Source organism: Bacillus sp. Marseille-P3661 (assembly GCF_900240995.1).
Taxonomy (GTDB): domain Bacteria; phylum Bacillota; class Bacilli; order Bacillales; family Bacillaceae_J; genus OESV01.
This window is the reverse complement of sequence record NZ_LT965953.1, coordinates 1960293-1985867: the sequence shown is the minus strand read 5'-3', so window position 1 is coordinate 1985867 and position 25575 is coordinate 1960293. Positions and strand designations below refer to the sequence as shown.

Annotated in this window: 21 protein-coding genes, 2 tRNA genes, 3 other RNA genes and 1 riboswitch; of the genes, 19 read left to right on the top strand and 7 right to left on the bottom strand. The window is 35.3% G+C overall.

Annotated features, from left to right (window positions below):
• Positions 1–40: 40 nt before the first annotated feature.
• Positions 41–1402, bottom strand: a complete 1362-nt coding sequence (locus C1724_RS09180; protein WP_102346370.1) for a D-serine ammonia-lyase — start codon at positions 1400–1402, stop codon at positions 41–43.
• Between the two features lie 261 nt (positions 1403–1663).
• The gene (locus tag C1724_RS09175; RefSeq protein ID WP_102346369.1) at positions 1664–1951 is read right to left on the bottom strand and encodes a hypothetical protein; all 288 of its coding nucleotides are present in this window, start codon (positions 1949–1951) and stop codon (positions 1664–1666) included.
• A 185-nt stretch (positions 1952–2136) separates the two neighbouring features.
• Between C1724_RS09175 and C1724_RS09170 the strand changes: the two genes are divergently transcribed.
• Complete coding sequence (locus C1724_RS09170) at positions 2137–2577, top strand: PH domain-containing protein (protein ID WP_180994200.1); 441 nt, start codon at positions 2137–2139, stop codon at positions 2575–2577.
• Positions 2578–2721: 144 nt separating this feature from the next.
• Here the strand turns inward: C1724_RS09170 and C1724_RS09165 are convergent, their stop codons facing one another.
• The gene (locus tag C1724_RS09165; protein WP_102346367.1) at positions 2722–3099 is read right to left on the bottom strand and encodes a VOC family protein; all 378 of its coding nucleotides are present in this window, start codon (positions 3097–3099) and stop codon (positions 2722–2724) included.
• 288 nt (positions 3100–3387) lie between these two features.
• On the opposite strand from C1724_RS09165, the gene C1724_RS09160 reads away from it, so the two are divergent.
• The 5 genes from C1724_RS09160 (at position 3388) to ffs (ending at position 4484) form a co-directional block, all read left to right on the top strand.
• Positions 3388–3479 (top strand) — tRNA-Ser (locus C1724_RS09160).
• A gap of 11 nt (positions 3480–3490) precedes the next feature.
• Positions 3491–3855, top strand: a transfer-messenger RNA (tmRNA) gene (ssrA, locus tag C1724_RS09155).
• A 57-nt stretch (positions 3856–3912) separates the two neighbouring features.
• Positions 3913–3995: transfer RNA gene (locus C1724_RS09150), tRNA-Leu, on the top strand.
• A 2-nt stretch (positions 3996–3997) separates the two neighbouring features.
• Positions 3998–4176: non-coding RNA, 6S RNA (gene ssrS, locus C1724_RS09145), on the top strand.
• A 42-nt stretch (positions 4177–4218) separates the two neighbouring features.
• Positions 4219–4484, top strand: an RNA gene (gene ffs / locus C1724_RS09140) — signal recognition particle sRNA large type.
• Between the two features lie 145 nt (positions 4485–4629).
• Here the strand turns inward: ffs and C1724_RS09135 are convergent.
• Positions 4630–5454, bottom strand: coding sequence for a YitT family protein (locus tag C1724_RS09135; RefSeq protein ID WP_258000326.1), 825 nt, complete (start codon positions 5452–5454; stop codon positions 4630–4632).
• 246 nt (positions 5455–5700) lie between these two features.
• On the opposite strand from C1724_RS09135, the gene C1724_RS09130 reads away from it, so the two are divergent.
• From C1724_RS09130 to C1724_RS09080, 10 genes are all read left to right on the top strand, one after another.
• A complete protein-coding gene (locus C1724_RS09130; RefSeq protein ID WP_258000325.1) occupies positions 5701–6498 on the top strand; it encodes an NUDIX hydrolase in 798 nt (265 codons plus the stop codon).
• Positions 6499–6552: 54 nt separating this feature from the next.
• The gene (locus C1724_RS09125) at positions 6553–7104 is read left to right on the top strand and encodes a cysteine hydrolase family protein (RefSeq protein ID WP_102346366.1); all 552 of its coding nucleotides are present in this window, start codon (positions 6553–6555) and stop codon (positions 7102–7104) included.
• A gap of 116 nt (positions 7105–7220) precedes the next feature.
• Positions 7221–8693, top strand: coding sequence for a nicotinate phosphoribosyltransferase (locus C1724_RS09120; protein ID WP_102346365.1), 1473 nt, complete (start codon positions 7221–7223; stop codon positions 8691–8693).
• Between the two features lie 12 nt (positions 8694–8705).
• Complete coding sequence (nadD, locus tag C1724_RS09115) at positions 8706–9314, top strand: nicotinate-nucleotide adenylyltransferase (RefSeq protein ID WP_102346364.1); 609 nt, start codon at positions 8706–8708, stop codon at positions 9312–9314.
• A gap of 28 nt (positions 9315–9342) precedes the next feature.
• Positions 9343–10173: an ammonia-dependent NAD(+) synthetase gene (gene nadE, locus C1724_RS09110; protein WP_102346363.1), complete on the top strand. Its 831-nt coding sequence runs from the start codon at positions 9343–9345 to the stop codon at positions 10171–10173.
• Between the two features lie 266 nt (positions 10174–10439).
• Positions 10440–10790 (top strand): lmo0954 family membrane protein, encoded by a 351-nt coding sequence (locus C1724_RS09100; protein WP_102346361.1) that lies wholly within the window; start codon positions 10440–10442, stop codon positions 10788–10790.
• Positions 10791–10818: 28 nt separating this feature from the next.
• A complete protein-coding gene (locus tag C1724_RS09095) occupies positions 10819–11454 on the top strand; it encodes a PspA/IM30 family protein (RefSeq protein ID WP_102346360.1) in 636 nt (211 codons plus the stop codon).
• Between the two features lie 129 nt (positions 11455–11583).
• Positions 11584–12315 carry a cell wall-active antibiotics response protein LiaF gene (liaF, locus tag C1724_RS09090; RefSeq protein WP_102346359.1) on the top strand — a complete coding sequence of 244 codons (732 nt, stop codon included), beginning with the start codon at positions 11584–11586 and terminating at the stop codon, positions 12313–12315.
• Complete coding sequence (locus tag C1724_RS09085) at positions 12312–13358, top strand: sensor histidine kinase (RefSeq protein WP_102346358.1); 1047 nt, start codon at positions 12312–12314, stop codon at positions 13356–13358. The genes liaF and C1724_RS09085 overlap by 4 nt, the downstream gene beginning before the upstream one ends.
• Entirely contained in the window at positions 13351–13989 is a 639-nt protein-coding gene (locus C1724_RS09080; protein ID WP_102346357.1) for a response regulator, read from the top strand. Before C1724_RS09085 ends, C1724_RS09080 begins: the two co-directional genes overlap by 8 nt.
• A 244-nt stretch (positions 13990–14233) precedes the next feature.
• On the opposite strand, the gene C1724_RS09075 is transcribed toward C1724_RS09080, so the two are convergent.
• The gene (locus C1724_RS09075; RefSeq protein ID WP_102346356.1) at positions 14234–14452 is read right to left on the bottom strand and encodes a hypothetical protein; all 219 of its coding nucleotides are present in this window, start codon (positions 14450–14452) and stop codon (positions 14234–14236) included.
• 152 nt (positions 14453–14604) lie between these two features.
• A riboswitch (cyclic di-GMP riboswitch) is annotated at positions 14605–14688 on the bottom strand.
• Positions 14689–14914: 226 nt separating this feature from the next.
• Between C1724_RS09075 and C1724_RS09070 the strand changes: the two genes are divergently transcribed.
• Together C1724_RS09070 and C1724_RS09065 are read left to right on the top strand one after the other, a co-directional pair.
• The gene (locus C1724_RS09070) at positions 14915–17818 is read left to right on the top strand and encodes a PD-(D/E)XK nuclease family protein (RefSeq protein ID WP_102346355.1); all 2904 of its coding nucleotides are present in this window, start codon (positions 14915–14917) and stop codon (positions 17816–17818) included.
• A 12-nt stretch (positions 17819–17830) separates the two neighbouring features.
• On the top strand, positions 17831–21238 hold the full coding sequence (locus tag C1724_RS09065) for a UvrD-helicase domain-containing protein (RefSeq protein ID WP_102346354.1): 3408 nt from the start codon (positions 17831–17833) through the stop codon (positions 21236–21238).
• A 325-nt stretch (positions 21239–21563) separates the two neighbouring features.
• On the opposite strand, the gene C1724_RS09060 is transcribed toward C1724_RS09065, so the two are convergent.
• The gene (locus C1724_RS09060; RefSeq protein WP_102346353.1) at positions 21564–22820 is read right to left on the bottom strand and encodes an ATP-binding protein; all 1257 of its coding nucleotides are present in this window, start codon (positions 22818–22820) and stop codon (positions 21564–21566) included.
• Between the two features lie 497 nt (positions 22821–23317).
• On the opposite strand from C1724_RS09060, the gene C1724_RS09055 reads away from it, so the two are divergent.
• The gene (locus C1724_RS09055; RefSeq protein WP_102346352.1) at positions 23318–24562 is read left to right on the top strand and encodes an aminopeptidase; all 1245 of its coding nucleotides are present in this window, start codon (positions 23318–23320) and stop codon (positions 24560–24562) included.
• A gap of 240 nt (positions 24563–24802) precedes the next feature.
• Here C1724_RS09055 and deoD read toward each other — a convergent pair whose 3' ends face one another.
• Positions 24803–25507: a purine-nucleoside phosphorylase gene (gene deoD / locus C1724_RS09050; RefSeq protein ID WP_102346351.1), complete on the bottom strand. Its 705-nt coding sequence runs from the start codon at positions 25505–25507 to the stop codon at positions 24803–24805.
• Positions 25508–25575 lie beyond the last annotated feature (68 nt).

The window sequence follows — 25575 nt, the reverse complement described above, 5'->3', positions numbered from 1 at the left end:
TTAAGTAATCGCTCATTTTTGCTGACAATGAATTTGTAATTTAGTTTGTTTTAATATTCAAATTTACTTTTATGCCCTTTTGATAATATTGTCTTTTCATGTTTTCTGGTACCATATTTCCGCCGGTTCCCCAAATAATATGTGTACCATTACTAATTTTGTTCGTTAGATTATGTGATTGTAAATAATCAACGCCTTCTTTACATAATTTACATGGGCCAATTATGCCAGCTAGTGCAGAAGGTTCTAAGTGTAATCCCTCTGTATCAACAAGTTCCTTTAGTAACCAAAACAACTGCTCGTCGCTGACAGTATAAATACCACTTAAAAAAGGTTCTATCGTTTTACCAACGAATGCAGAAGGTCTTCCTACAGCTAGGCCATCCGCAGCTGTTATATTATCAATACCTACATCATACACAGAAATTTTGTCATGAAGTCCGGTCATTAAACCGAGTAACATACATGGAGAGTGGGTGGGCTCTGCAAAGAAACAGTGAACATGGTCTTGAAATAATAATTTCAACCCAAATGTAACGCCAGCAGGGCCACCGCCCACACCGCATGGAAGGTAAACAAATAGCGGATGATCCTTATCTACTATTATGTCTAGCTGTTCTAATTGACTTTTCAATCGAGATGCTGCCACGGCATATCCTAGAAATAGATTGTGCGAGTTTTCATCATCAATAAAATAACAGGAAGGGTCACGTTCCGCCTGAATTCGCCCTTCCATAACAGCTCTACTATAATCGGCTTCATATTCAATAACTTTAACGTTTTTAGTACGTAAAAGGTCCTTTTTCCATTGTTTTGCATCCGCAGACATGTGTACAGTCACATTAAAGCCTAATTTTGCACTCATAATTCCAATGCTAAGCCCTAAATTTCCTGTCGAACCTACTGCTATTGAAAATTGTGAGAAGAATTCTCTAAACCTATTACTATCTAAAATTGAATAGTCATCCTTGGTTGTTAACATTTGATGTTGTAGTACTAATTGTTCTGCATGTTTGAGAACTTCATATATTCCACCTCTTGCTTTAATCGAACCTGAAATTGGAAGATGACTATCACACTTCAATAATAATTCTCCGCATATTGTATGTTGATAATGCGTTTCAATGGATTGTTTCATAGAAGGAATTTTGACTAAAGGTGATTCGATCAATCCATTCATTATTTTTGTCTCTGGAAAAACTTTAGCGATATACGGTGCAAAACGTATCAGCCTTTCTTCGGCACACTGTACATCATATTGTGTTAGGGATGTACTTTTAATTGCGCTATCATATTTTTCGAGATGAGGATTGAGCCAAAATACCTCGTCATAGGCTATAAGTTTATTTAGTAAAGGGTATTTGTCTTGAAATGGTGGCATATCATTACTATCAGTTTTCATTTTTTGTGTACTCCTTTGATCTGGGATAAACAAGAGAACATATTTGTTCTCGAGTAGATAATTTCATGCCTACAGAATTTAATAAAACTAGGTACATACTAAGTAATAGTAGAAAAGCAGTACATGATAAACCGGAGAACATTCAAAAGAGGGCGATCTAATTCTGTCAATGATTTACAAAACAGCGAAATGTGAAAAGAAATGAAGAGAGTGAAGTATGAATTGTTAGTTATGTAGTTCTGCTAGTATATTATAGTTTTATCATTGTTCTTTCCAGTTCTCAATAATCTCTGTTACTTTTTTCTTGTCGATAATATTGATAGCATAGTAAGTAACTGTTGGTTCTTTCATTTCCCTAACTGGATGGTGTGATGCTCCATACATGTCACCCAATACCAAGACATCTTCTTTAGTAAAGCCAATTAATATAATCATCGGTTTGTTGTTAATAGTCCATGTACCCCTTGTACCTAATATTACAGGAAGGGGATTTTTCTTACTTTTTGCATAATCTGCTACCCATTCCTGCTCGGTTATGCTTCGAATCATATAGAAAACTCTCCCAACAGTTTATTTGTATTTGTATACTTAACTAAAATAGCTAATTTATGACAATTATTAAAAATTATATATCTTAGTTAAAAACTAAATTATAAGCATATCAAGAGGAAAGTAAGGATGAAGGCAATATGTCAAAAATCCACTTGGCAAAGGTAATGAATGGAGGTTTTTTTTTGAAGTATCAATCCAAAAGAGACTGGTGGTTAACTTTTATTATTTGGGGAACAATGCTTTTTGCAATAGGCAGTGGTGGGAAAACGTTTATTGATAACACGGGGAATACTGTAGAGAATATAGTAACTGCGTTATTTACTATATTATTGCCGATTTTTATTTTATGGTTATGGTTTACTACTTATTATATTATCGATGAGGATAACTTAGTTATTAAGTATGGACCTTTTAAGAAGACTGTACCATTAAAATCCATTAAATCTGTCAGGAAAACTATGAACCCTTTATCAAGTCCAGCCTTGTCATTAAAAAGACTGGAAATTGTCTACGGACAGTTTAATTCAGTACTCATTTCACCTCTTGATCGAGAGAGGTTTATGGATATTTTGTCCAAACGATGCCCGCATGCAATATTTATTGATAAAGCTAAAGAGAAGTGATGTTTAGAAAATGAAGACTAGGTTTGTTATTGCTCTTTTCGGCAAAACTTGTAGAGCACTTGATTAAAAAAATTCCTCTATTTTGTGTGTAACTATATTTAGAGATAAATGGGAAGAACCCCTTTAATTTTAAATCAAAGGGGTTCATTTATCTTCTCGTAGTAAATAATTGTTTCCATCTTGATCTTTAAATGTGAACATGGAACCAAATGGCATTCTTTGCATTTCATCTACTGTTACTCCATTTTGTTTCATTTTTTCATAAGCAGATTCAATATCAGTTGTACTGAAAAGAATGGAAGGATGTGCAACTGCCGCTGGATTTTGTTTTTCCATTAATGATTTAGAATATAAAACTAAAGTGGTAAATTCATCTTCACTTGGTCCAACTTCAACCCAAGACATGTTCGGTCCCATAGGGTTATCTGCTTTTAGGACAAAGCCAACTTTGTTTAGCCAAAAATTTTTTGCTTGTTCTTGATCGTTTACATATACTGTTATTTTACCAATCTTATTTATCATAGTGATGTAAGCTCCTTTTAATTCTATTTATTACTATATGGAAGTTTATCAATTGATAAATCCAAATGCAATTGAGGTATTAATAATATTTATTACTGAAAAGCAGAAATGTAAATATGAAATTCTATTAAAAATATAGAGTTGAAATTTTATAGGATAAAAGTCCCAAATCAACAAATATTTACAGGTACACATCAATTTAATACCGTGTTATATTGTATATACGCGATACGGAAGAGATGTTATCGCAGGGTTTTAGCTTTTAATGACTCATGCTACATTTAATGTAGAGAAGTACTCAAGTGGCTGTAAGAGGCTCCCCTGCTAAGGGAGTAGGTCGCTAACGCGGCGCGAGGGTTCGAATCCCTTCTTCTCTGCCATATTATAATTCGGGAATGTCTAGGTATCGACAGGGATAGTTTGAGCTTGTATTGCGAGTCGAGTGGATGATCTCGTTAAAAACATCAACGCCAATAATAACTGGCAAACAACAAAACAACTTCGCTTTCGCTGCCTAATAACAGTCGATCGCAGTTCCTTCCTCCATCGTCCATGTGGTAGGGTAAGGGACTCATTATCAGTGGACTACGCCGGAATCCATCGTCTGAGGATGAAGGAAGAGGACAATCAGACTAGCCCCTTCAATGCCAGTTAACAGGCTAAAGGAGAAGGCGAAACCAATTTTGTTGACTACACTCGTAGACGTATAAGTGGCAATATCTTTGCACATGGGTTCGACTCCCATCATTTCCATTCAATCAATGCCAGAAGGACCACAAGTCCTCTGGCGCTAATAGAATAATTTCTTATCTTGCGATCGTGGCGGAATGGCAGACGCGCTAGGTTGAGGGCCTAGTGGGAGCAATCCCGTGGAGGTTCGAGTCCTCTCGCTCGCATTTACGTCCTGCGATGTTCGTAGCCCCTTCTTGTTTTAAACCGTACTATGAATTCGGGATTCCTAAATGAATTGACTGATGCCATGCCTAGGGGATTAGGAAGGCAGAATGTCAATATGCGGAAACCCACCTGCGAGAGCGGGTTATAAAGCAATTTGGGATACGGCATAGGTGGGAGTACTATTATAAATAACATATATTAATTTATTTACTACCATACATACCGTGGTAGGTGGGGAGGTAGCGGTGCCCTGTAACTCGCAATCCGCTCTAGCGAGGCTGAATCCCTTTTGGCGGTATGAACGAGGCAAGGTTTGACTTGTATAAGCGGTGTTGACATTTGGAGTCCTCGCAACAGAAATTTACGAACTTGGTCAGGCCAGGAATGGAGCAGCCATAAGTAGAATCTTCTGTGTGTCGAAGGGTAGCTTTGAACGAGCTGGCTGTATAAGTACCACTTGTGTCACCATGCCAATGAAAGGTCCACGGTTTTAATTACATAAGATATATATAATTCAACTCTGTACAACACGGATAAAAAGTCCTTCACTGGGAAAAGGAAGGACAATTATCGAGTCAATTGGATAAGAGAAACCCAAAACATGCTTAAACGTAAGTAGCATGTTTTTTTTTATTACTTTTTCCTGAAAGTTCCTACGACCCCAACTGTTTGAGTGATATTAATAAATGCATAGGGATCAATTGTTTGAATGATTTCTTTTATTTCGTTCAGTTCATACCGGGTACAGACTGTATAAAGGACATCACGCTCAGATTTAGAGTATGCACCTACACCGCTCCAGATGGTAATTCCTCTTAGGACATGTGATAATAACTCCTCTTTAACTTTTTCGCCTCGGCTTGTGATAATTGTCAGTGTTAACTTAATATGTGATGTATGAATAGCATCTATAACTTTTCCGCTTACAAATATGGAAGCCATGGTATATAGGGCGCGGTCCCAATCGAATAGAAAACCTGCAACAAATACAACTAAAGCATTGAGAACGAAGAATATCGTACCTAACGGTAGTTCTTTTTTTTGTAAGATGATAAGACCAATAACATCAAATCCTCCTGAAGAAGCGCCACTCTTGAAGATTAACCCAGCGCCAATACCGGCGATCGCACCTCCAAAAATGGCTGAGAGAAGAGGATCATCAGCAACAGGCATTTTTGGAATGAATTGCATGGAAACAGAAGTAACCGCAACTGAAAGAACGCTAAAGATTATTAATTTTCTTCCTAACGTTTTATAACCCGCAACTAAAATAGGTATATTCAATAATGCAATCATTAGCCCAGCGTTAACACCCTCAACTAGCATTCCAATGATGAAAGCAATACCTGTAACCCCTGAACTAAGAACTTCATGGGGAATTAGAAACATATTATAGGCGAATCCAACGATAACAGATGAGACACTGACAACTATAGCTTTATTTATGTTACTTAACATCTATTCACCTCCAAGCTTTTTATTAGTATACGGATAACACCAAATTTTAAAGCAAAAAGCAGTATCAATTTATGAGCAATGCAACAAGTTAAAATAAACAATAATGAAAATTAGACGAAATTAACAAATTGGAAAAAACACTTGCAAATTATTCCACAATTACATATATTTAAATTAACGATTAACAAATTGTTAAACGAATAATAGATGCAACAAACTTAGCTAGTGATAAAAGAGGTGTCAACTTTGACTAGAGAAAAAAACTTAAAAACTAGTGGAAAATATGACTACATCAAATATATTACGCCGGATGGATATACTTCTGATATCGCTATATTCACTATTTTGTCAGAGATGGTAGGTCCTCATAAACCGCCGAGGAAAACATTGAAACTTATGTTAATTATGCGAGCGGAAAAGGATTCCAAAGGAGAACCAAATGTCGAAGGTGGGAAATGGGCGCTACCGGGAGGGTTTATTAAACCTGACGAAACGGCTTATGAAGCGGCCGTTCGGGAGCTTGAAGAGGAAACTGGTGTAACTGGCGTCAAGATTAAGCATTTTGGTATTTACGATAAACCAGGAAGAGATACAAGGGGCTGGATTATTTCAAACGCCCATTACGCTATTGTACCAGAACATCATCTAAATAAAATGCAAGCAGGAGATGATGCTGCAGAAGTAGGGTTGTTTGATTTAAAAGAAATTGAAAAACTTTCAATTGCTTTTGACCATAAGCAGATTATTTCTGAAGCACTGTGGTTTATTAAAAAAGATATGGCCTTAACAACATTGGCTAAGAACTTTTTGCCAAAGGAATTTGTCCTTTCAGAGCTTCAGGGTGTGCTGTTAACAGTTTTAGATGAAGAATGGCTTAAAAGAGACGCCCAGTTTTTTAGAAAAGGGCCTACCTTGCCATTTATTGAAAAAGTGACAGACAATGGGAAATTAAAGAAAACAAAGAAATGGTCGAAAAGTAGTGCTCAACTTTATCAATTTAATGATTTTGAGCCCATCATTTCTATTTATAACGCAAAGTACTAAATTTTTTATAATTTAATCAATTGATAAGTTGATAATTATTTTTAATTTGGGGGTATGGAAATGAAAGCGCTAATTAATATTGATTATACAAATGATTTTGTAGCAGAAAATGGGGTTTTACATTGTGGTGAGCCAGGGAGAGCGATTGAAGAGCGTGTTGTAGTAATTACTGAGGAATTTGCGAAACGTGGTGATTTTGTCATTTTTGCTATTGATACACATTATAAAGGAGATCCGTATCATCCTGAAACAAAACTCTTTCCACCACATAATATTGCTGAAACAGATGGCATAAATCTTTTTGGTAAACTTGATAAATTTTATCAAAATAATAAAGAGCAAGAAAATATTTATTATATGCCAAAGACACGTTATAGTGCTTTCGCAGGAACGGACCTAGAAGTCAAGTTACGGGAACGGGGTATAACAGAAGTTCATTTAGTTGGTGTTGCAACTGACATATGTGTATTGCACACAGCGGTAGACGCCTATAATAAAGGATTTAAAATAGTGATATACAAAGACGCAGTGGCTAGTTTCAATTCTGCAGGACATGAATGGGCATTAGGTCATTTCCAAACTGCACTTGGAGCAGAAATCAAATAACCAGATGCTTGTCTTTTCAACAAGTTTATGGCTTTAAGCCTTATTATCAAATGGTAAATTAATTAATAGTTTTAATCAGGAAAAATGAATTTGTATTTTCATTGGAGGCAGATAGTATGACGAAGAACTATGAAGATGATAGCTTATTTTTGCATACAGATTTATACCAAATAAATATGGTTGAAACATATTGGAATGATGATATGCATAATCGAAAAGCGGTTTTTGACATCTATTTTAGAAAATTACCATTTAACAATGGTTTCGCTATTTTCGCTGGTCTAGAAAGAATTATCGAATATTTACAGAACTTTTCTGTAACACAAAGTGATCTTGAGTATTTGCGGGAAATTGGTTATAAAGATGATTTTCTAGAATATCTAGAAACTATAAAGTTTACGGGTACGATTCGATCTATGCGAGAAGGAGAGTTAGTATTCGCAAATGAGCCGCTTATTCGTGTGGAGGCATCATTAGCGGAAGCACAAATAATAGAAACAGCTCTACTTAATATCGTCAATTATCAAACCTTGGTTGCGACCAAGGCCGCTCGAATTAAACAAGTAATTGGGGACGAAGCTGCGATGGAGTTTGGAACTCGAAGAGCGCAAGAACTCGATGCTGCTATTTGGGGCACAAGAGCCGCGTTTATTGGTGGATTTGAAGCAACTAGTAATGTTAGAGCTGGGAAAATGTTTGGAATTCCGGTTGCTGGAACGCACGCTCACTCACTTGTTCAAGCGTATAAAGATGAATATATAGCCTTCCATGAATATGCAAAAAGGCATAAAGACTGTACGTTCCTTGTTGATACCTATGATACGTTAAGATCTGGTGTACCAACAGCGATCAAAGTTGCAAAAGAGCTTGGCGAAAACATAAAGTTTACTGGTATTCGCTTAGATAGTGGTGATTTAGCTTATCTATCAAAAGAGGCACGTAAAATGCTTGATGAAGCGGGTTTTCAAAATGCAAAAATTGTTGCTTCAAACGATCTAGATGAATACACCATTATTAATTTAAAACAACAAGGAGCAAAAATTGATGTATGGGGCGTTGGAACTAAATTGATTACAGCTTATGATCAACCTGCTTTAGGAGCGGTTTATAAATTAGTTTCAATTGAAGATGAGAACGGTGAACTGGTTGACACGATTAAAATATCTTCCAATCCCGAAAAAGTTACTACACCAGGTTTGAAAAAAGTATATCGCATCATTAACAGATCAAACAACAAATCTGAAGGAGATTACATCACATTAGAAGAAGAAAATCCGCAGGAAGAAAATCGCTTAAAATTATTTCATCCAATCCATACCTATATTAGTAAATTTGTGACTAACTTTGAAGCAAAGGAGCTTCATCAAGATATTTTTCTAAACGGTAACCTCGTATATGAGCTTCCTGACATTCGTGAGATTCAGCAATATGCTAAAGCAAATTTAAATGTTTTGTGGGATGAATACAAACGACCAGCAAATCCAGAGGAATATCCTGTAGACTTGAGTCCTAAATGTTGGAATAACAAGATGGCTAATATTGAGGAAGCGAGACAAAAGGTTGAACAAATATTAGAGGACAACAAATAGGAGGGAGACGCAGTGGGAAGATACGGAGTATTTGGTTCCGCTTGTGACCCGATTACGATTGGACATCTGGTAACCATGGAAATGGTGATTGATCGAAGGAAGTTAGACGGAATGATTTTGGTACCCTCCTCTGATAAAAGAAGAGATAAAGAAAGGCAATTAACATCGAATGAACATCGATTAAATATGGTTAAATTAGCGATTGCAGATAACGATAAAATTCAGGTTAATACAATTGAAATGGATGCATCAGGTTGGGAAACTTATACCTTTGAAACTATGCAAAAGTTGAAAAAAGAATACCCAAAGGACGAATTACAGTTTGTAATGGGAGCAGATAACTTAGCGCAAATCACGAGCTGGCATAAAGGCGGAGAGTTAATTGAAAACAATAAATTCATCGTTATGGGAAGAGAAGGATTTGATATGGCAGAGATTATAGCGAGGGATTCATTCCTTGTTAAAAATGAACATCGTTTCGATTGCTTAAGTAAGGGCTTTAGCATCGAGACCAGTTCTACGTTGATTCGCTCGCGAATTAGGGATGGACTTAGTGTGAGATACCTTGTACCGCAGCTAGCATTAGATTATGCACTTGAACATAATATTTACTCAAATTAAATAAAGACAAATAGAAGGGGATTGGACAATGAGAAAGTTACAAAAAGAGATCATCGAAGCAACAAAAGTGCAGCCGGTTATCAATCCAGCTGAAGAGATAAGAAGGAGCATTGAGTTTCTAAAAGAGTATTTAATAAAATATCCATTCCTAAAGAGTCTTGTGCTAGGAATATCAGGGGGGCAAGACTCTACTCTTACAGGGAAACTTGCGCAATTGGCAGTAGATGAGTTAAATGAAGAGCTGAAAGAAGAAAAGTATGCATTTATTGCAGTTCGCTTACCGTATGGGATTCAAAGAGATGAAGACGATTGTCAGCACGCCTTGAAATTTATTAACCCCAGCAAGACATATACGGTGAATATAAAGCCAGCCGTCGATGCAAGTGTAAATTCGTTGAAAGCTGCTGGTGTAGAGTTAACTGATTTTTTAGTTGGTAATGAAAAAGCGAGAGAGCGCATGAAGGTGCAATATAGTATTGCAGGAGCTCATAGTGGAGTAGTTTTAGGAACAGATCATAGTGCGGAGAATGTAACAGGTTTTTTCACTAAGTTTGGCGACGGAGCAGCTGATCTTGTCCCTATTTTCCGCTTGAACAAGAGGCAAGGGAAACAGCTATTAAAAGAACTCGGTTGCCCTGATCATTTGTACTTAAAAACACCTACTGCAGACTTAGAAGATAACAAACCGCAATTACCGGATGAAGTGGCGTTAGGAGTGACTTATGAAGAAATTGACGATTACCTCGAAGGAAAAGAAATAGCTCAAGAAAGTGCTGAAAAAATTGAAACGCACTATTTAAAAACTGAACACAAACGCCAAGCACCGATAACAGTTTTTGATGATTGGTGGAAGAAATGAAAATAGCAGGAAAAGGATCGTTGAATGATTTGTTCAGCTTATCCTTTTTTTTTTTTATGGAATTAATAAGCCTAATATACACTTTATTTTCAGCCAATTTTAAAATCTCACCAAAAATAGAGAAAATGGTACTAGAACCCTTTAAATTTAATGAATTTAGAGCATATACGCCTTAAGTCTTAGTTCAAAATATTTCTTAGGCTCATTATACAAAATCTTCTTTCTCGGTAAGATTAAGTCAAGATATCAGAAAGGAGGAAGAAAAGATGAAGAAAATCTTATTATTCATTGCAGGTTTAATCACTTTTATGATCCTGCTAGCAAATTTAGGTCCAATGATTTTATTAGGTGCAAGTGTGTGGCTACTGTATGTCATCTTTAAGCAGTTTATTAAAACAACTTCAATTTTCAAAAAAGTATGTTGGGTGATTTTAGGGTTGTTCGTACTAAGCATAACATTTTCTAACATATATGCTGTAATCGGTGTAGCTGCTGCCTACGTGCTGTACTTAATTTATAAAGAATGGAAAGTGAAGAAAGCACCTGTAGCCACTAGTGAAATTAGTGATGATCCATTTACGAATTTTGAAAAACAATGGGCAGAATTAACAAAATAAAAACAAGCTTAAAGGAGAGAACTGAAAAATGACAAATATTATTAAACGTATAAAGGATGCAATTGCTGCAGATTTACATGATTTATTAGATGAAAAAGAGGAGAAAAATCCGATTGCAAAACTTAATCAGTATTTGCGTCAAAGTGAGGCCGAAACAGAAAAAGTTCGTAAATTGGTCGAAAGACAATATCGCTTAAAAGAGGAATTTACGAAAGAGTATAATTTTGCCTTAGACATGTCAAATAAACGGAAATACCAGGCTGAGATTGCTCAACAGGCTGGCGAAGAAGACTTGAACAACTTTGCGATGAAAGAATACGAAGAATACAAAGGCCGTTCGGAGCGTATGAAGGCACTAAGTGAAGAAGCAAGTGAGCAATTTACAACTCTAGAACAAAAATATGAGGAAATGAAACATCGTCTAAAGGACATGCATATAAAACGAATGGAACTTATGGGTCGTGAAAATATGGCTAGAGCGCACTATCAAATCAATAATGTTATCGAACAAAGTGGCGACAAACCATACTCACGCTTTAACGAAATTGATCAATATATCCAAAATTTAGAGCATAAAGTGAATAGTGCTTACTATAGAAATACGTTTGATAGTAAAATTGACCAACTTGAAAGAGCAATGAAAAAAGAAGTTAATGTGAATTGATATATGGTATGCTACTATTAGAAATACATGATTTGAAATGTGAAGGCACAGGACAGACTGTGTCTTTTAACTAGCTATGACGTAACGTTTAAGGTAATAATATACAACAATTGAAAGGGGATTTCCTATATGTTTCATCGCTTATCTACAGATAAATTAAATTGGATATTGATCATAGGGGTAATCCTCTTAATTGTTGAGGTAGCTTTTTTCAATGGCGGCCTAGTTTTTACAGTAGTGTTCTCATCTTTTTTGAGTTATATCGGTTGGAAGAAATACCAACGAATTTGGGGAAAGGTTTTATTTTGGATCGGCATTATTTCGCTAGTAATTACTATTTTAAATATGATCGCTGTTCGTTTCTTATTTATTGCCGCAATCGTCCTTTTTGTCATTCATTATTCTCGATCTAAAAAAGAACCTGAAAAAATTATCCCTCAGTTTGAAAAGGACGAGGATATAAAGCCTCAAGAACCTTTAATTAAGATAGAGCCATTGCTAGAACAACGACTTTTGGGTGATCAAAAGACAAGTGATACAGTTTATAAATGGCATGATGTGAATATCCATGGAGGATTTGGGGACAGAATTATTGACTTAAGCAACACAGTACTTCCAGAGGAATCGATTATATCAATAAGACATTTTATAGGAAATATAAAGGTTTATGTTCCTTATGAGGTTGAAGTTTATATTATTCACAGTTCGCTAATAGGCCGTGCAAGTTTATTAGGTGAACATTATATTAAACTTATGAATCAATCTATTTCTTATCAAAGCGAAGAATATTATTCTAAGAAACCAAGGGTAAAAATACTCACCTCGATCTGGTCAGGCGATATAGAGGTGAAAAGAATATGAACCTTATAATAAAACAGGTGATCGTTGGTTTAATCGTTTCGTTTGGTAGTGCAGTTTTGTTACTATCTTCGACGTTTTATGCGTTTCCTTTACTAGAGTGGTCAGAGCTTTGGTCTGCACGTGTATTGGGGGTTCCGTATATAATTGTAATTTTCACGGTGATGATTGGTATCGGAACAATAAGCGGTATTTCATCAGGCTCTTTCTGGCGTGAAAAGCTGCACTTGATTGATCAGCAACTTGATAATTTGATTAGAGGTCAGAAAATCTCCTTTGAACAGATAGAAACTGTACAGGAGATTAATCAAATTCAACAACACCTACTTAGTCTCGAAATGAAATTAAAAAAACAAGCCGAATTGTCACAAAGACTCGCAACTGAAAGAGCAGTGGATCGTGAAAAAAGCTTACAAGAGGTTGTTGTTCAAGAAAGGAACCGTCTAGCACGTGACCTTCATGATTCAGTTAGCCAGCAGCTATTTGCAGCATCGATGATGATGTCAGCGATTAACGAAACAAGTTCACTCCGAGACTCACCTGTAAAAAAACAACTTAAAATGGTCGAAAACATGATTCATCAATCACAATCAGAAATGCGGGCGCTGCTACTCCATTTACGACCTGTTGCCCTAAAAGGGAAGTCGTTAAAGGAGGGAATTGAGGAATTATTGACTGAATTAACGCAAAAAGTTCCGATTATCGTTGATTGGAAACTAGAAAATTTCGAAATGGACAAAGGTGTCGAGGATCAGTTATTTCGAATATTACAGGAGTCCATCTCTAATACATTACGACATGCAAAAGCAAATTCGTTACATGTTATGGTTATTAAAAGGGATGATACAGTGATATTACGTGTCGTTGATGATGGTGTTGGCTTCATTGTAGATCAAGTTAAAACAAGTTCATATGGATTGCAAAATATGCAAGAACGTGCACTTGAATTAGGGGGAACGCTTAAGGTTATCAGTCTTGAGAATCAAGGTACGCGGTTAGAGGTAAAAATACCTTACATAAAAAATGAGGTGAGTGGCAATGATTAAAGTACTATTTGCAGATGATCATGAAATGGTTCGGATTGGAGTTTCGGCATATCTTTCTTCACAAACTGACATTGATGTGATTGCAGAAGCAGATGACGGAGGGGAGGCAGTTAAGCTAGCGCTTGAGCTTAAACCCGATATTATTTTAATGGATTTAGTGATGAAAGAAATGGATGGGATTGAAGCAACTAAAATGATTATTCAATCATGGCCTGATGCAAAAATAATCATTGTTACTAGCTTTTTAGACGATGAAAAAGTCTATCCTGCACTTGAAGCTGGTGCAGTTAGTTATATGTTAAAAACATCTAAAGCAAACGAAATTGCGGATGCTATACGGGCAACATATAAAGGACAATCTGTTCTTGAACCGGAAGTTACTGGTAAAATAATGACAAAAATGCGCCAAAAGCCTGTGGAGCATCTACATGATCAATTAACAGAGCGTGAACTTGAAATTCTATTACTAATGGCTGAAGGAAAAACAAATCAAGATATTGCAGATCAACTCTTTATATCCCAAAAAACTGTAAAGGTACATGTTAGTAACATTCTAGGAAAACTAGAAGTCCAAGATCGAACTCAAGCAGTAATATATGCCTTCAAACATGATCTGATAAATATGAAATAAGAATTCTGTCCCAATTGTTTTGGGGCAGTTTTTTATACTTATTGTTGCTGAAATAAAGGTTCTAACTTGAGGAAAAAGAAAGGTTGCACATATAGTAAAATATTCAGATGGAACGCTTGTTCTTATTGCAGAAAGAGGTTAAATTAGTATGAAAAGGAATTATGGAGGGATCCCTTAGACTAAAAAAGCCCTCAACGTGGATATATTAGGATTGGGGGCTTCATTAATCTTTTATTTTACTTTTTTATTTACATAAAGATAGTATATCGGTAGCATTTTTAAGGTTATTCAAACATTCTACGCGAATTTGTTCATCGCAAACAAAATCGTGTAAAATTTCATACTCAAGTCTCGCAGTAATAATAGATAAATGGTAATCAGTTTCTCCACTAAATTGATTTTCATCTAGATAATTCATAATTTCTCTCTCAAAATATTCGACAGTTCCAAATAATACAGTCAATTTCTTTCCGCCTTTCTATTAAAAATTTATTTGCTGGTATGTATACCTACTACTTTCCCAAACTGGGGTCCGTAAAAACAGCCTACCAAAAAGACAGGTAAGCTGTGATAATGTCAATTCTAAAACTTATCATAGTTAATTGTACCCGTTCGTTTGGCAACCCGACTGTCATAGTTCCACACCTTAGACTCGTGGCTTTGCGTCCTTATCTTTCAATAAGTTTGCCTTTATCAAATTATTAATTTAATAATAAGACGTATTGATAATAACTTCAAATACTATTTGTCAACTTTCGACATTTTCCCCTAAAATGGTTAATTAGTCCTAATTGGTTTTGGTTCTAAGGTAATTATAATCTTCATTCTAGCGGTGGAGTTTATGAAAAAAATAGCTATGTTATTTATGATGTTCCATTTTGTCTATAATAGTAGATAAAGAAATTTACCTAATGGGGTGATCTTTGTGGGTCGGTTACTATTTACATCGTTGTCAGACATCGCATCACAGGAACGACTGTGTCAATGGTATACTTTTCAGACAAATGAAGTGAAACCAATTTATTACCTTTTACCATCAATGAAATGGTTTCAACATGCTCGGAAAAGACAGCCTGGTATACGATTTCAAACTTTCGATGATTTGGCAATTCTTATTCTACAGCAACAAAATTATCAATTTACGCAGATTACTGAGGAAGAACGGTTTTTCTTTTTTTGTGAAATTCTTGACAAAGCGAACACCTATAATTCATACAAAGAATTAGTTCAACAGGCAAAAGCATATGCTGAAACATATGGCCAATTGAAACGCCTTGGGCTAACAATTGAACAAACCCCCCGACCACTACTCGATCTTCAACCTATATTTAAAAAGTATGAGGATGTTTATCGGGACGCAAAAGGGTTTATGGATCCAGAAAATCGGATATTTAAAGCGGTTGAACTAGGGAGACATTTAACTGAATTTCCATTGAGTCATGTAGTAATCGATGGTTATAGCGATTTTAGTCCAGTTCAATATTCATTAATACAGTATTTATTAGCATCTGCTGTACCAGTAACTATTTATCTTCCGGAGTTTAAGACACCTTTAATTAATATAACCGTCTCAACTTTAAAAACGATGGGATTTACTACATATAATGAGGAACTGAGTTTTCTCGATCGTACGATTTGCAAGAAAAAAGAACGAACTAGCGCAACGACTATCGAAGAGGAAATTCATGGTGTACTAGATTCAATTGACAAACAAAGAAATGGAAATCGTTATGATCAATATGGACTTGTATTTGTAAATGAGGAAATTTATTTACCAGAGCTTGAGCGAATTAGCTTATCTAAACGTATTCCTATTAAGAAGGTTATAAATAAATCACTTACTGAAACTGGTATCTTTGCTTTTATTACTATTATTCTTCAGCAGCATGTCCCCCAGCAAACTAAATGGGAACAAGTTCATTTGGTTGATAGTGTCGCCAAGTTATGTTTCATAGAGCCAACTAAGTATAACCAAATTAAGGAACAATTTATCGCTAATCGGGAAATTTGCCATGATGATGTGTGCTCAATTGTGGCTAGCATTGTGGATTATCAACAATCATTAGAAGAAAAACAAACTATTAGAAAATATAATGAAAGCCTACTAGGGCTTTTGGACAAGCTGCCACTACCATCTACTTGGAAACAGATCATTAAGACCAAATCATCAAAACAGATCAAGGCCGTCGCATTAGAATTACGAGCTTTTAATACCTTAATAGAATTTCTCAGGTACAGTTTGGACGATGAGAAACCGTTACCAATTCAATCTGTAAATGTTCACCTTGACACGTATCAAGTATGGTTGTTAAGTAGACTCGAACATGAAAGGTTATATATAGACCGTGCACCACATGATGGGATAGAAATTTATTCTTTTCGAGATGCACCAATATTCAAGGGAAAACATTTATTTGTTCTAGGTCTAAATGAAGGAGAGTTTCCGAAACAAACGAAACTTAGTGGTTATTTTCAGGAAAGATATGTCGATGAAATAGATAGTCCATATCCTCTTCCATTGGCAAGTTATTTTCGCTTAAAAGACGATGCAGCTTTTGCGCAGTTAGAGTATATAGCAACTTATTTATCATTTTCATATGTAGAAGGTATGAATCCGAATCAGCCGATGCTACCTTCTAAATATATAGTGGATTCAACGCTTTATGTTAAGCCGACGAATTACTCTTCGATTAACAGATTAAATAATAATACTTATGTTTCAGATGATGAACTTGATGAGAAATTGGCTTATCATGCTGGAATAGGAAAGATATTAAAGCAAGAACCGGTAATACTTAAACAATTTCGTAGAAACCTTGCTTACTTAGAAAAAGGGACTGAACGTATATCAGCAAAGTGGGAGACTTCCCTATTGTCCTCAAATATCTCTATTACCAAATTAGAACGCTATGCTGCATGCCCATTTAGATATTCACTTGAGCAGGTTTTGAAGGTAGAACCACCAATTGAAAAGCAAACCAAAATCGACCCACGTGAAACAGGAAATATGCTTCATCGTATTATTGAAGAATTCTATAAAGAAGTGAAAGGGCGTCCATTCAAAGACCTCCAGATTTTCTATAATAATAAAGCGGAAGAAAAATTAGAAACAATTTTTGAAAAAGAATGGGAAGTCATTGTCCAAAAACACTATGAACTGTCCAGACGGATTTTAAATAAAGAAAAAGAAGAATGGTGGAAGAAATTACGTAAATGGCTGGCTGCTGAAAAACATCGTTTTTGGGAAAATGACCAAATAGCGGAAATGTCGATCTTTCGAATCGAAGAGCCTGTTCAATTAAGTATCGATATGCCGAACAACGAACCTCTAGTATTAACAGGGAAAATTGATCGTATTGATATAGATGAACATGGTTTTGTTATTTATGATTATAAATCAAGTAATAAGAATTTAGATTTTGAAAATGAAATTCCGAGCGGAATTGTGCTTCAAGTTCCCCTTTATATGATGGCGCTTGAGCAAGAGTTTAATGAAGGTAGATTTAAAGCACATGTAATTAAAAAGGCAGAACCTATTGGTGGCGGTTATATTTCGGTTAAAGACCCAAATCTTCGTAACAAAAATACAGTTTGGATAGACGAGAGTCATAAAATGCGATTTGAACCAAATGTTAAAATAAAACCTAATATTGAACGGATTAATAGCGAAACGTTAATTAATGATTATCAATTTCCAGCATTAATCGAGAAACTTTGGCGTGGCACGGCTACCGACTTTTCTGTTAAACCATATTCATCAGCTTCTTGTAAATATTGTAACTATAAAATGATTTGCAGGGTAACGACCGAAAAGCATGGTAAAGAGTAAAGGGGGATTTATATGAACTTTAATCCAGAGCAGAGAAAGGCCATTTTCGGAGACGAGCCGTTAATAGTTGTTGCTGCAGGTGCAGGATCTGGTAAGACAAAAGTTTTAACAGAACGTTATGTTTATTTATGTGAGCAACAATTAAAAAGTAAACTAGGGCTAGAATGCAATCCCGAGATAGGTGCAGATGTACCTAGCATTGTAGCCCTCACATTTACAGAGGATGCTGCACTTGAAATGAAGGATCGGATTCGAAAAAGATTAAATGAAAAGTTGACAAGCGTTGGAGCAGAGTATCAAGAACACTTGGAAGTGGCTGAGACGTTTTGGATAAATCAGCTCGAAAGCTTAGACCAAGCAATAATTTCAACATTTCATAGTTTCTGTCAACGAATTGTTTCAGAGCACACCTATGAGATAGGGATTTTCCCGAATATCGAAGTTATGGATGAAACCCAAAGTAACCTAGTTAAAGCTGAACTATTCTCCGAGTTAATGGAAGAAAGCGATGTAGCTCAAAAATGGCAGACTATAGTTAACCTGATTTACCCGAAAGAACTGCAAAAATGTTTGTTTTCTGTTTATGCCAAACTCAAAGAATTTGAAATTAAAACAAATATTAAGGAAACACTCCACATCGAAACATTACTAACTGAATGGGAAACAATGAAATATTCAGCCTTAGAAAATTTTCAAGATGAAATGGAGCAGTTTTTTATGTCTAATCCCGATATTTCCAAACTGACTCCAGCTACTCGGAAAACATATGATAATGTAAGGATGATTTATGGATCTAACTTAATAGGAGATCAACTTTATGATGCAATTAGTACTACATTATCTAATGAAATTAAAAATAAAGTTCCTGTAAAATACGAGAAGCAAAATGTAGCTTTTTATAATTTATTAAATTCCTGGCTTGCTGCTAGAAATGTATGGGAGGAAAGTCCAACAGGAAAACAAAAAGAAGTTCTTAAAATGGTAGTCCGGGAATTTGAGGATCTAATCCTATCATTTGACGAAAAGTATGAAACTAAAAAGCGAGAGCTAGCGTTACTTGACTTTTCTGACTTGCAGCAGAAAGCTATTTCCCTATTAAATAATCAGCAAGCACAAAGCTACTATTCAAATCTTTTTAAACATTTTCTAATAGACGAATATCAAGATACAAATCAACTGCAAATGACGATGCTAGAGAAAATAAAGCCTTCATATTCGTTCATTGTCGGGGATTCTAAGCAATCAATTTATCGATTTAGAGGGGCAGATGTACAATTATTAAATAGTTTAGCAAAAGTAGCAAAGCGAGAACCTAACTATTCGTTTGTTGACATGAATATCAATTACCGAACATGTGACAGCATTATCCAATTTATAAATTTATTATTTCAACAAGATCATTTAATGGGCTCTATGTTACCCGATAATGCACCATTATATAAAACCGAATATTCACCACTAACGGCATATCGAAATCAACCGATCGAAACACAAAAACGAGTAGAGTATATCCGAATCACGGAAGAACAGGATAAAAGTAAAAATGAGAACCAATATATTATGATTGCGCGCCGCATGATTGAACTAATTAAAGATAGGAGAGAAGTATATGATAAAGAGAGCAATCACTGGCGGCCTGTTGAATGGCGAGACATCGCTGTCCTTATAGCTTCTCGTACAAACTTAACAACCTTAGAAAAGGCTCTTAATGATGTAGACATTCCATTTAATGTGTATGGTGGATTAGGATTTTATGAGAGACAAGAAGTCGTAGACTTTATTAGTCTTTTAAATTGGATCAATAAACCGTATGAGCCTCTTTACATGATGGCGGTTTTGAGAAGTCCCGTAATTGGGGTAACGATGGATGAGTTTATAGAAATCCAAGCTGTACATGGTGAGGAAATGTCAATCTCAACTTTTATTTATGAACATCACTTCGTAAATCTTCACGATGAGAATCTTAAAGGTAAGTTAGATTCATTTTATCAACTGTATAAAAGGTGGGTACCTTTTCACTGGTCAGGTGCGATTCGATCAGTTTTGTACCGACTTTTTGAGGATAGCGGACTTAAAAAACTTTTACTTTTACAAAAGAATAACCTTAGCAAGGTTAAGAATATTGAGAAGGTAATTGAAACTATTGTTGATTTAGGTTCGTCTTCGATGGATGAAATGTTAACAAAGCTTGCGATTATCGCTGATCTTTCTGAAAAAGAAGGAGATGCTGAAGTCGAGCTTTCAGGAGGGAATTTTGTTCATATCATGACTGTACACGGATCAAAAGGATTGGAGTTTCCAGTAGTATTTGTGCCAAATTTATCTAAATCCATGCCTCCGGAAACCCGCAACATCAGGTATGATCATGGAGGTGGGTTAAGTATAAAGCTTAAAATTGAAAACGAGGAAGATCTACTCGCAGATCCAATCGAATTCAAATCACCAAATTTTGAAATGCTAGCTTCGTTAGTCAAAGAACAAGCAATTGAAGAATCAAAACGCTTATTTTATGTAGCTTTAACTCGTGCAAGGGATAGCCTTATTTTAACAGCGCATGAAAATGGTATAAAAAATACATGGTCAAAGTGGCTAGACGATAGCATATGTTCTAGTGTGAAGTTGGGAAATTATCTTGAAATTAAAACTACTATTGCTGAACAAACGCCAGTAGAAACGGAGTCGGAAATTTATGATGGTCCTTCAGTGAAAATTACTAGGTCAATACCAGTTTCATTCTCTGTGTCTGAAGTAATGAGCTACGTCAACGATCCGGAAGTTTTTTATGAAAAGCATATCCTAAAGTTAGATGATAAGTGGCTTGAAGAGGAAGAACTTGATGTTGATGATGAAGATTTAAAGTCGACAAGTTATTCGAATTATGTAAAAGCGACAGTTCTAGGGACACTTGTTCACCGTATCTGCGAATTGCTTGATAAAGGCTATGCTGAAGATGATGCATATAAAGAGGCCTTTACAATGTTTACAGATAAAGGTGAGGCTGCAGTATATTATCAAAAAGTGATGCCTCTGGTAGAGGTTTATCAGCAAAAGTCACTAGGACAGCCAGTTGCAAATGAGTGGGAATTTACCTTAGAACTAAATGGTGTTCATATAATTGGAGAGATCGATAAGATTGTACAAAATCAAAATGGCGGTATCGAAGTGATAGATTTGAAAACAAATATGATCAATGACAACATTGATGAATTGATACAATACTATAAACCCCAGTTTTATTTATATAAATTAGCTTATGAAAAAATAACCCAAAATTGTGTAGATAACATGGCAATAATCTTTCTTCGTGACCATAAAAAGAGCTACTATACTATCCCTTATGATCCAACATATGAGAAAGAAGTAATTAAAGCCATAGCTGATATGGAGAGAATAAAAACGGACAATTGGATGGTTGGTTGAACAACCATCCACAATTTGATTTCAAGAGTTAAGTGCCCATACCGTAGATATTAATGAACGTATGCACTTTTTTTCTCTTGTTCATTTAACAAATGAAGAATCCTTTTTAATTAATATTTATTGCATTCATATAGAAGGATTAAAATAACTATGGATTAATTATTTTTCTTTGTGCATTGAATGGTGGCTTGGCTTTAAACCAAAAAGTGAAATAAACTCCTTGTTTGTAGACAGTTAACGTTTTTAAACCAAGGAGTTTTTTAGAAATTGAGATATTGCATAATGTAGGAATAGCACAGTGAGCCTAGAATTCAGTTTTAACTTATTATCTAGTTACTAAAGGTAATTCTATCTTAAAGATAGTACCTACACCTATTTCACTTTTGACGATTATTTTACCTTTCATATCACTAATAACTCTGTAAGCTATTGTTAGTCCAACGCCTGTGCCTTTATCCTTAGTGGAATAATAAGGTGCACCTAATTGCTTTACTTGGCTAGGTGTCATTCCGATCCCATTATCCTGAATTTCAATATATATATTATTGTTTTGTTTATAAGCCTTAACTGTTAAAGTGCCATTTAGATTAATTGCTTCAACACTATTTTTCATAATGTTTAAGATGGCTTGTTTAAATTCGGATTTTTTACCTTCTGAAAAAAGACTGTCTTGAATAGACGTATTTACTACTATATTATGTGTATTTGTATAAGAGGTAATAATGTCTATCATGGATTTTACCTCTAATGTAACATTTAAATCTTCGTTGCCTTCTGTTGTAGTAGGCTTCGCTAATAACAGATAATCATTAATAATAGTTTCAGTGCGCAGTAGTTCGTCTAATGAAATATCTATATATTTGTTCTGACTTTCATTTAAATTGTTATCTTGTTTGATTAATTGTAAAAAACCTTTAACCGCAGTCATCGGATTTCTTACTTCATGCGCAACTGACGCCGCTAGCTGACTTACAACGTTTAACCGTTCAGCACTTTGAATGTGTTTGTAGTGTGCGATTTGAATGTCTATATTTTCAACTATAAATATTAAAATAATAAGAGTAGCCCAGGTGAAAATAGAAAATATCAGCATGAAAAAAAGTTGTTCAACCTGTTGTAATTGTAACAGTGACACAGCTCTAGTGATTGCAATGGCCCAGTAAAAAATACTCAGTAATAGAATTCTTTTTTTTATAGAATATAAAAACTGAAATTTTTCTCTCATCATCATTAATATCAGTCCAGCAATTGTATAATTGATGAACGTGACATAAAATCCACTACCGCCAAGTGAGAATCTATATAATAACATAATGACTATGATCGCAATGCCTGGTCTCACGCCTCCGTAGAAGAATGTAATAATAATAGGAATAACTCGGAAGTCATATAGATATTCCTCAGAAAACAACAAAGGATTTGACATAGTCAAGAAGAGCATTGTTAACGATATTAACATGAATTTTGAAAATACTTTACTTCTATTCTGTTTTTCTTCTTTAATAAACAGATGATAAATAACTAATGGAAGCAATACGACTAGTATGTGATAAGAAATATTTTCAATCAGATGGTAATTCACAGTAGGACCCCAATCCTTCTATATATTGACAACAAAAGAACCTTAAGTTTTATAAATTCTCTTAAACTCGAAAATTTCCTTTAAAAAAATAATAGCAATTCATTTGAACCTGTTTATTGATTTTTTTTTGTAAAAAAACTGGCTGTAATAAAGAAAATTATTCCAAGTATCCAACCAATAGATGGAGAATATTCGAAACTAGTTTTTAGGACCATTCCACCGGATATACTAGATACTGCAAGCATGACGAAGATGACAGGCAAATTAGTTATCTTAATCAATAAGTATCACCTCATCTCTATTATAAATAAAGAATACAAAGAGTAAAACCTTCATAAATATAATTGAAAAAATAGCTGTTATAGAATTTAGTTAGATAAGGGATTTAACCCTAATTTTAATGAACGGACTAGAATATCAGGTGGTTGAACTAGAAGAATTTTCCTATGAACTATGATAGTATTATTTTTATAAATAAATTTATTTGGAGGTAAAATATGGCGCTAGCAAATTTTAAAGGGAATTTACAAAAATACGCAAAACTTTTAGTCACAAAAGGTATTAATGTTCAAAAGGGTGATTGGGTAAAGTTAACCATTACCGTTGAGCAAGCACCATTAGCTCGACTAATTACAGAAGAAGCTTATGCTCTAGGCGCTGAAAAAGTAATTGTAAAGTGGTCCGATGACGCCATCACGAAGTTACATTACATGCATCAACCACAAGATGTGCTGACGAACATACCTGATTACGAAATACAGGAATCTGAGGATCATGTACTAAATCATCGCGTGAGTCGTTTATCTATCGTATCAAGTGATCCTAGTTTACTGAATGAAGTCGACCCGGCAAAGGTTGCTGCATATCAAAATATAGCTGGTAAAGCGTTTAAGGCCCAGCGAGTTGCAACTCAAAATGATGAATTGAAATGGACTGTTGCGGCTGCGGCTGGAAAAGGTTGGGCCGCAAAAGTGTTCCCGGACTTAGAAACCTCCGAAGAACAAGTTGATGCTTTGTGGGATCAAATATTCAAAGCATGCCGGGTTTATGAAATTGATCCAATTGCAGCATGGGATGAGCATAAAAAAATATTAAATGAAAAAGCTGCGATTTTAAATGAAATTCAGTTTGATGCGCTACACTATACAGCACCTGGTACAGATTTAACTTTAGGATTGCCAAAGAACCATATATGGGCATGTGCAGAAAGTTATAATCCAAAAGGGGAAGAATTTATTGCCAACATGCCTACGGAGGAAGTTTTTTCTGCACCAGATACACGCCGCATGGAGGGTGTTGTACGTAGTACGAAACCGCTAAGCTATGCCGGTACATTAATTGAGGGTATTGAGGTACATTTTAAAGATGGCAAAATCACTGATATTTCTGCTGAAAAAGGTGATGAAGCGATAAAGAAATTAGTTTTTGATAATGAAGGTGGCACAGGGTTAGGTGAGATTGCATTGGTGCCGGATCCATCTCCGATTTCACAATCTGGGGTTATTTTCTTTAATACTTTATTTGATGAAAATGCCTCCAATCATCTAGCCATTGGCTCGGCTTATCCTACTACTATTCAAGGTGGTACAAAAATGAGCGAAGAAGAATTACAACAACATGGCATGAATACGTCCACTGTTCATGTTGACTTCATGATTGGTTCAGATAAGATGAATATCGATGGCATTAAACAAGATGGTACTGTCGTTCCAATTTTCCGTAATGGAGATTGGGCAATATAGACTTCTTTAGAACGAAGAGCTTGTGTTATTAAGGGGAGAATAAAAAACTGAAAAGACACAACATGGCGTAGTAAGCGCATGTTGTGTCTTTTTTATTCCTTTTGAAAACGATTTCTTATTATGGATGTAGTTTTGTTGTATACCATAAATAACATTATTATGGAACGCTAAAATTCCCCCCTGTACATAAGGTAAGTGTAATAGTGTGGAGGAGAGTGTTATATCGGAAACCTTTTCCCTTTATTTTGTAATGGTTGCAAGGGCAATTTCAACCATGTCTTTAAATGACGTCTGTCTTTCATCACTTGTTGTTTCTTCTTTCGTGATTAAATGATCACTGACTGTTAAAATGGATAACGCTTGTGCTTTGAATTTTGCGGCTAAGGTATATAATGCAGTAGTTTCCATCTCAACAGCAAGTGAACCATAGGCAGATAGGGCAGTGATGAACGACGGATCGTTATCATAAAAAGTATCACTTGTAAACACATTTCCAACATGAACAGTTTTGTTTTGTGAACGGGCACTTTCATATGCGTTTTGCAGCAATTCGAAATTTGCAGTTGGTGCATAATTCAATCCATTAAACCGAATATTGTTCACATTTGAATCTGTTGAAGCACTCATTGCTAGAATTACATCACGGATGTGGACATTCTCTTGAAAGGCCCCACACGTGCCGATGCGTATTAACTTTTTGACACCATATTCATTTAATAACTCATTGACATAAATAGAAATTGATGGGACGCCCATACCTGTGCCCATAACAGATACTTGTTGTCCATTATACAGACCAGTAAATCCAAGCATCCCTCTGACTTCGTTAAATTGTTTAGCATCTTCTAAGAAATTTTCAGCAATATGCTTTGCGCGTAGCGGGTCACCAGGCAACAGAATACGTTCTGCTATTTCTCCTTCTTTTGCTTGAATGTGTACACTCATATTATTCACCTCATTTCTATAATATCTCCAATTAGCTTCCAATTAACCTAAATTTTGGTATGTAATAG

Excerpts from the sequence above, each read along its gene's own strand:
- C1724_RS09180 (WP_102346370.1), bottom strand. The coding sequence starts at position 1,402 with ATGAAAACTGATAGTAATGATATGCCACCATTTCAAGACAAATACCCT.
- C1724_RS09175 (WP_102346369.1), bottom strand. The coding sequence starts at position 1,951 with ATGATTCGAAGCATAACCGAGCAGGAATGGGTAGCAGATTATGCAAAA.
- C1724_RS09165 (WP_102346367.1), bottom strand. The coding sequence starts at position 3,099 with ATGATAAATAAGATTGGTAAAATAACAGTATATGTAAACGATCAAGAA.
- C1724_RS09135 (WP_258000326.1), bottom strand. The coding sequence starts at position 5,454 with ATGTTAAGTAACATAAATAAAGCTATAGTTGTCAGTGTCTCATCTGTT.
- C1724_RS09125 (WP_102346366.1), top strand. The coding sequence starts at position 6,553 with ATGGAAATGAAAGCGCTAATTAATATTGATTATACAAATGATTTTGTA.
- C1724_RS09120 (WP_102346365.1), top strand. The coding sequence starts at position 7,221 with ATGACGAAGAACTATGAAGATGATAGCTTATTTTTGCATACAGATTTA.
- nadE (WP_102346363.1), top strand. The coding sequence starts at position 9,343 with ATGAGAAAGTTACAAAAAGAGATCATCGAAGCAACAAAAGTGCAGCCG.
- C1724_RS09100 (WP_102346361.1), top strand. The coding sequence starts at position 10,440 with ATGAAGAAAATCTTATTATTCATTGCAGGTTTAATCACTTTTATGATC.
- C1724_RS09095 (WP_102346360.1), top strand. The coding sequence starts at position 10,819 with ATGACAAATATTATTAAACGTATAAAGGATGCAATTGCTGCAGATTTA.
- liaF (WP_102346359.1), top strand. The coding sequence starts at position 11,584 with ATGTTTCATCGCTTATCTACAGATAAATTAAATTGGATATTGATCATA.
- C1724_RS09085 (WP_102346358.1), top strand. The coding sequence starts at position 12,312 with ATGAACCTTATAATAAAACAGGTGATCGTTGGTTTAATCGTTTCGTTT.
- C1724_RS09080 (WP_102346357.1), top strand. The coding sequence starts at position 13,351 with ATGATTAAAGTACTATTTGCAGATGATCATGAAATGGTTCGGATTGGA.
- C1724_RS09065 (WP_102346354.1), top strand. The coding sequence starts at position 17,831 with ATGAACTTTAATCCAGAGCAGAGAAAGGCCATTTTCGGAGACGAGCCG.
- C1724_RS09055 (WP_102346352.1), top strand. The coding sequence starts at position 23,318 with ATGGCGCTAGCAAATTTTAAAGGGAATTTACAAAAATACGCAAAACTT.
- deoD (WP_102346351.1), bottom strand. The coding sequence starts at position 25,507 with ATGAGTGTACACATTCAAGCAAAAGAAGGAGAAATAGCAGAACGTATT.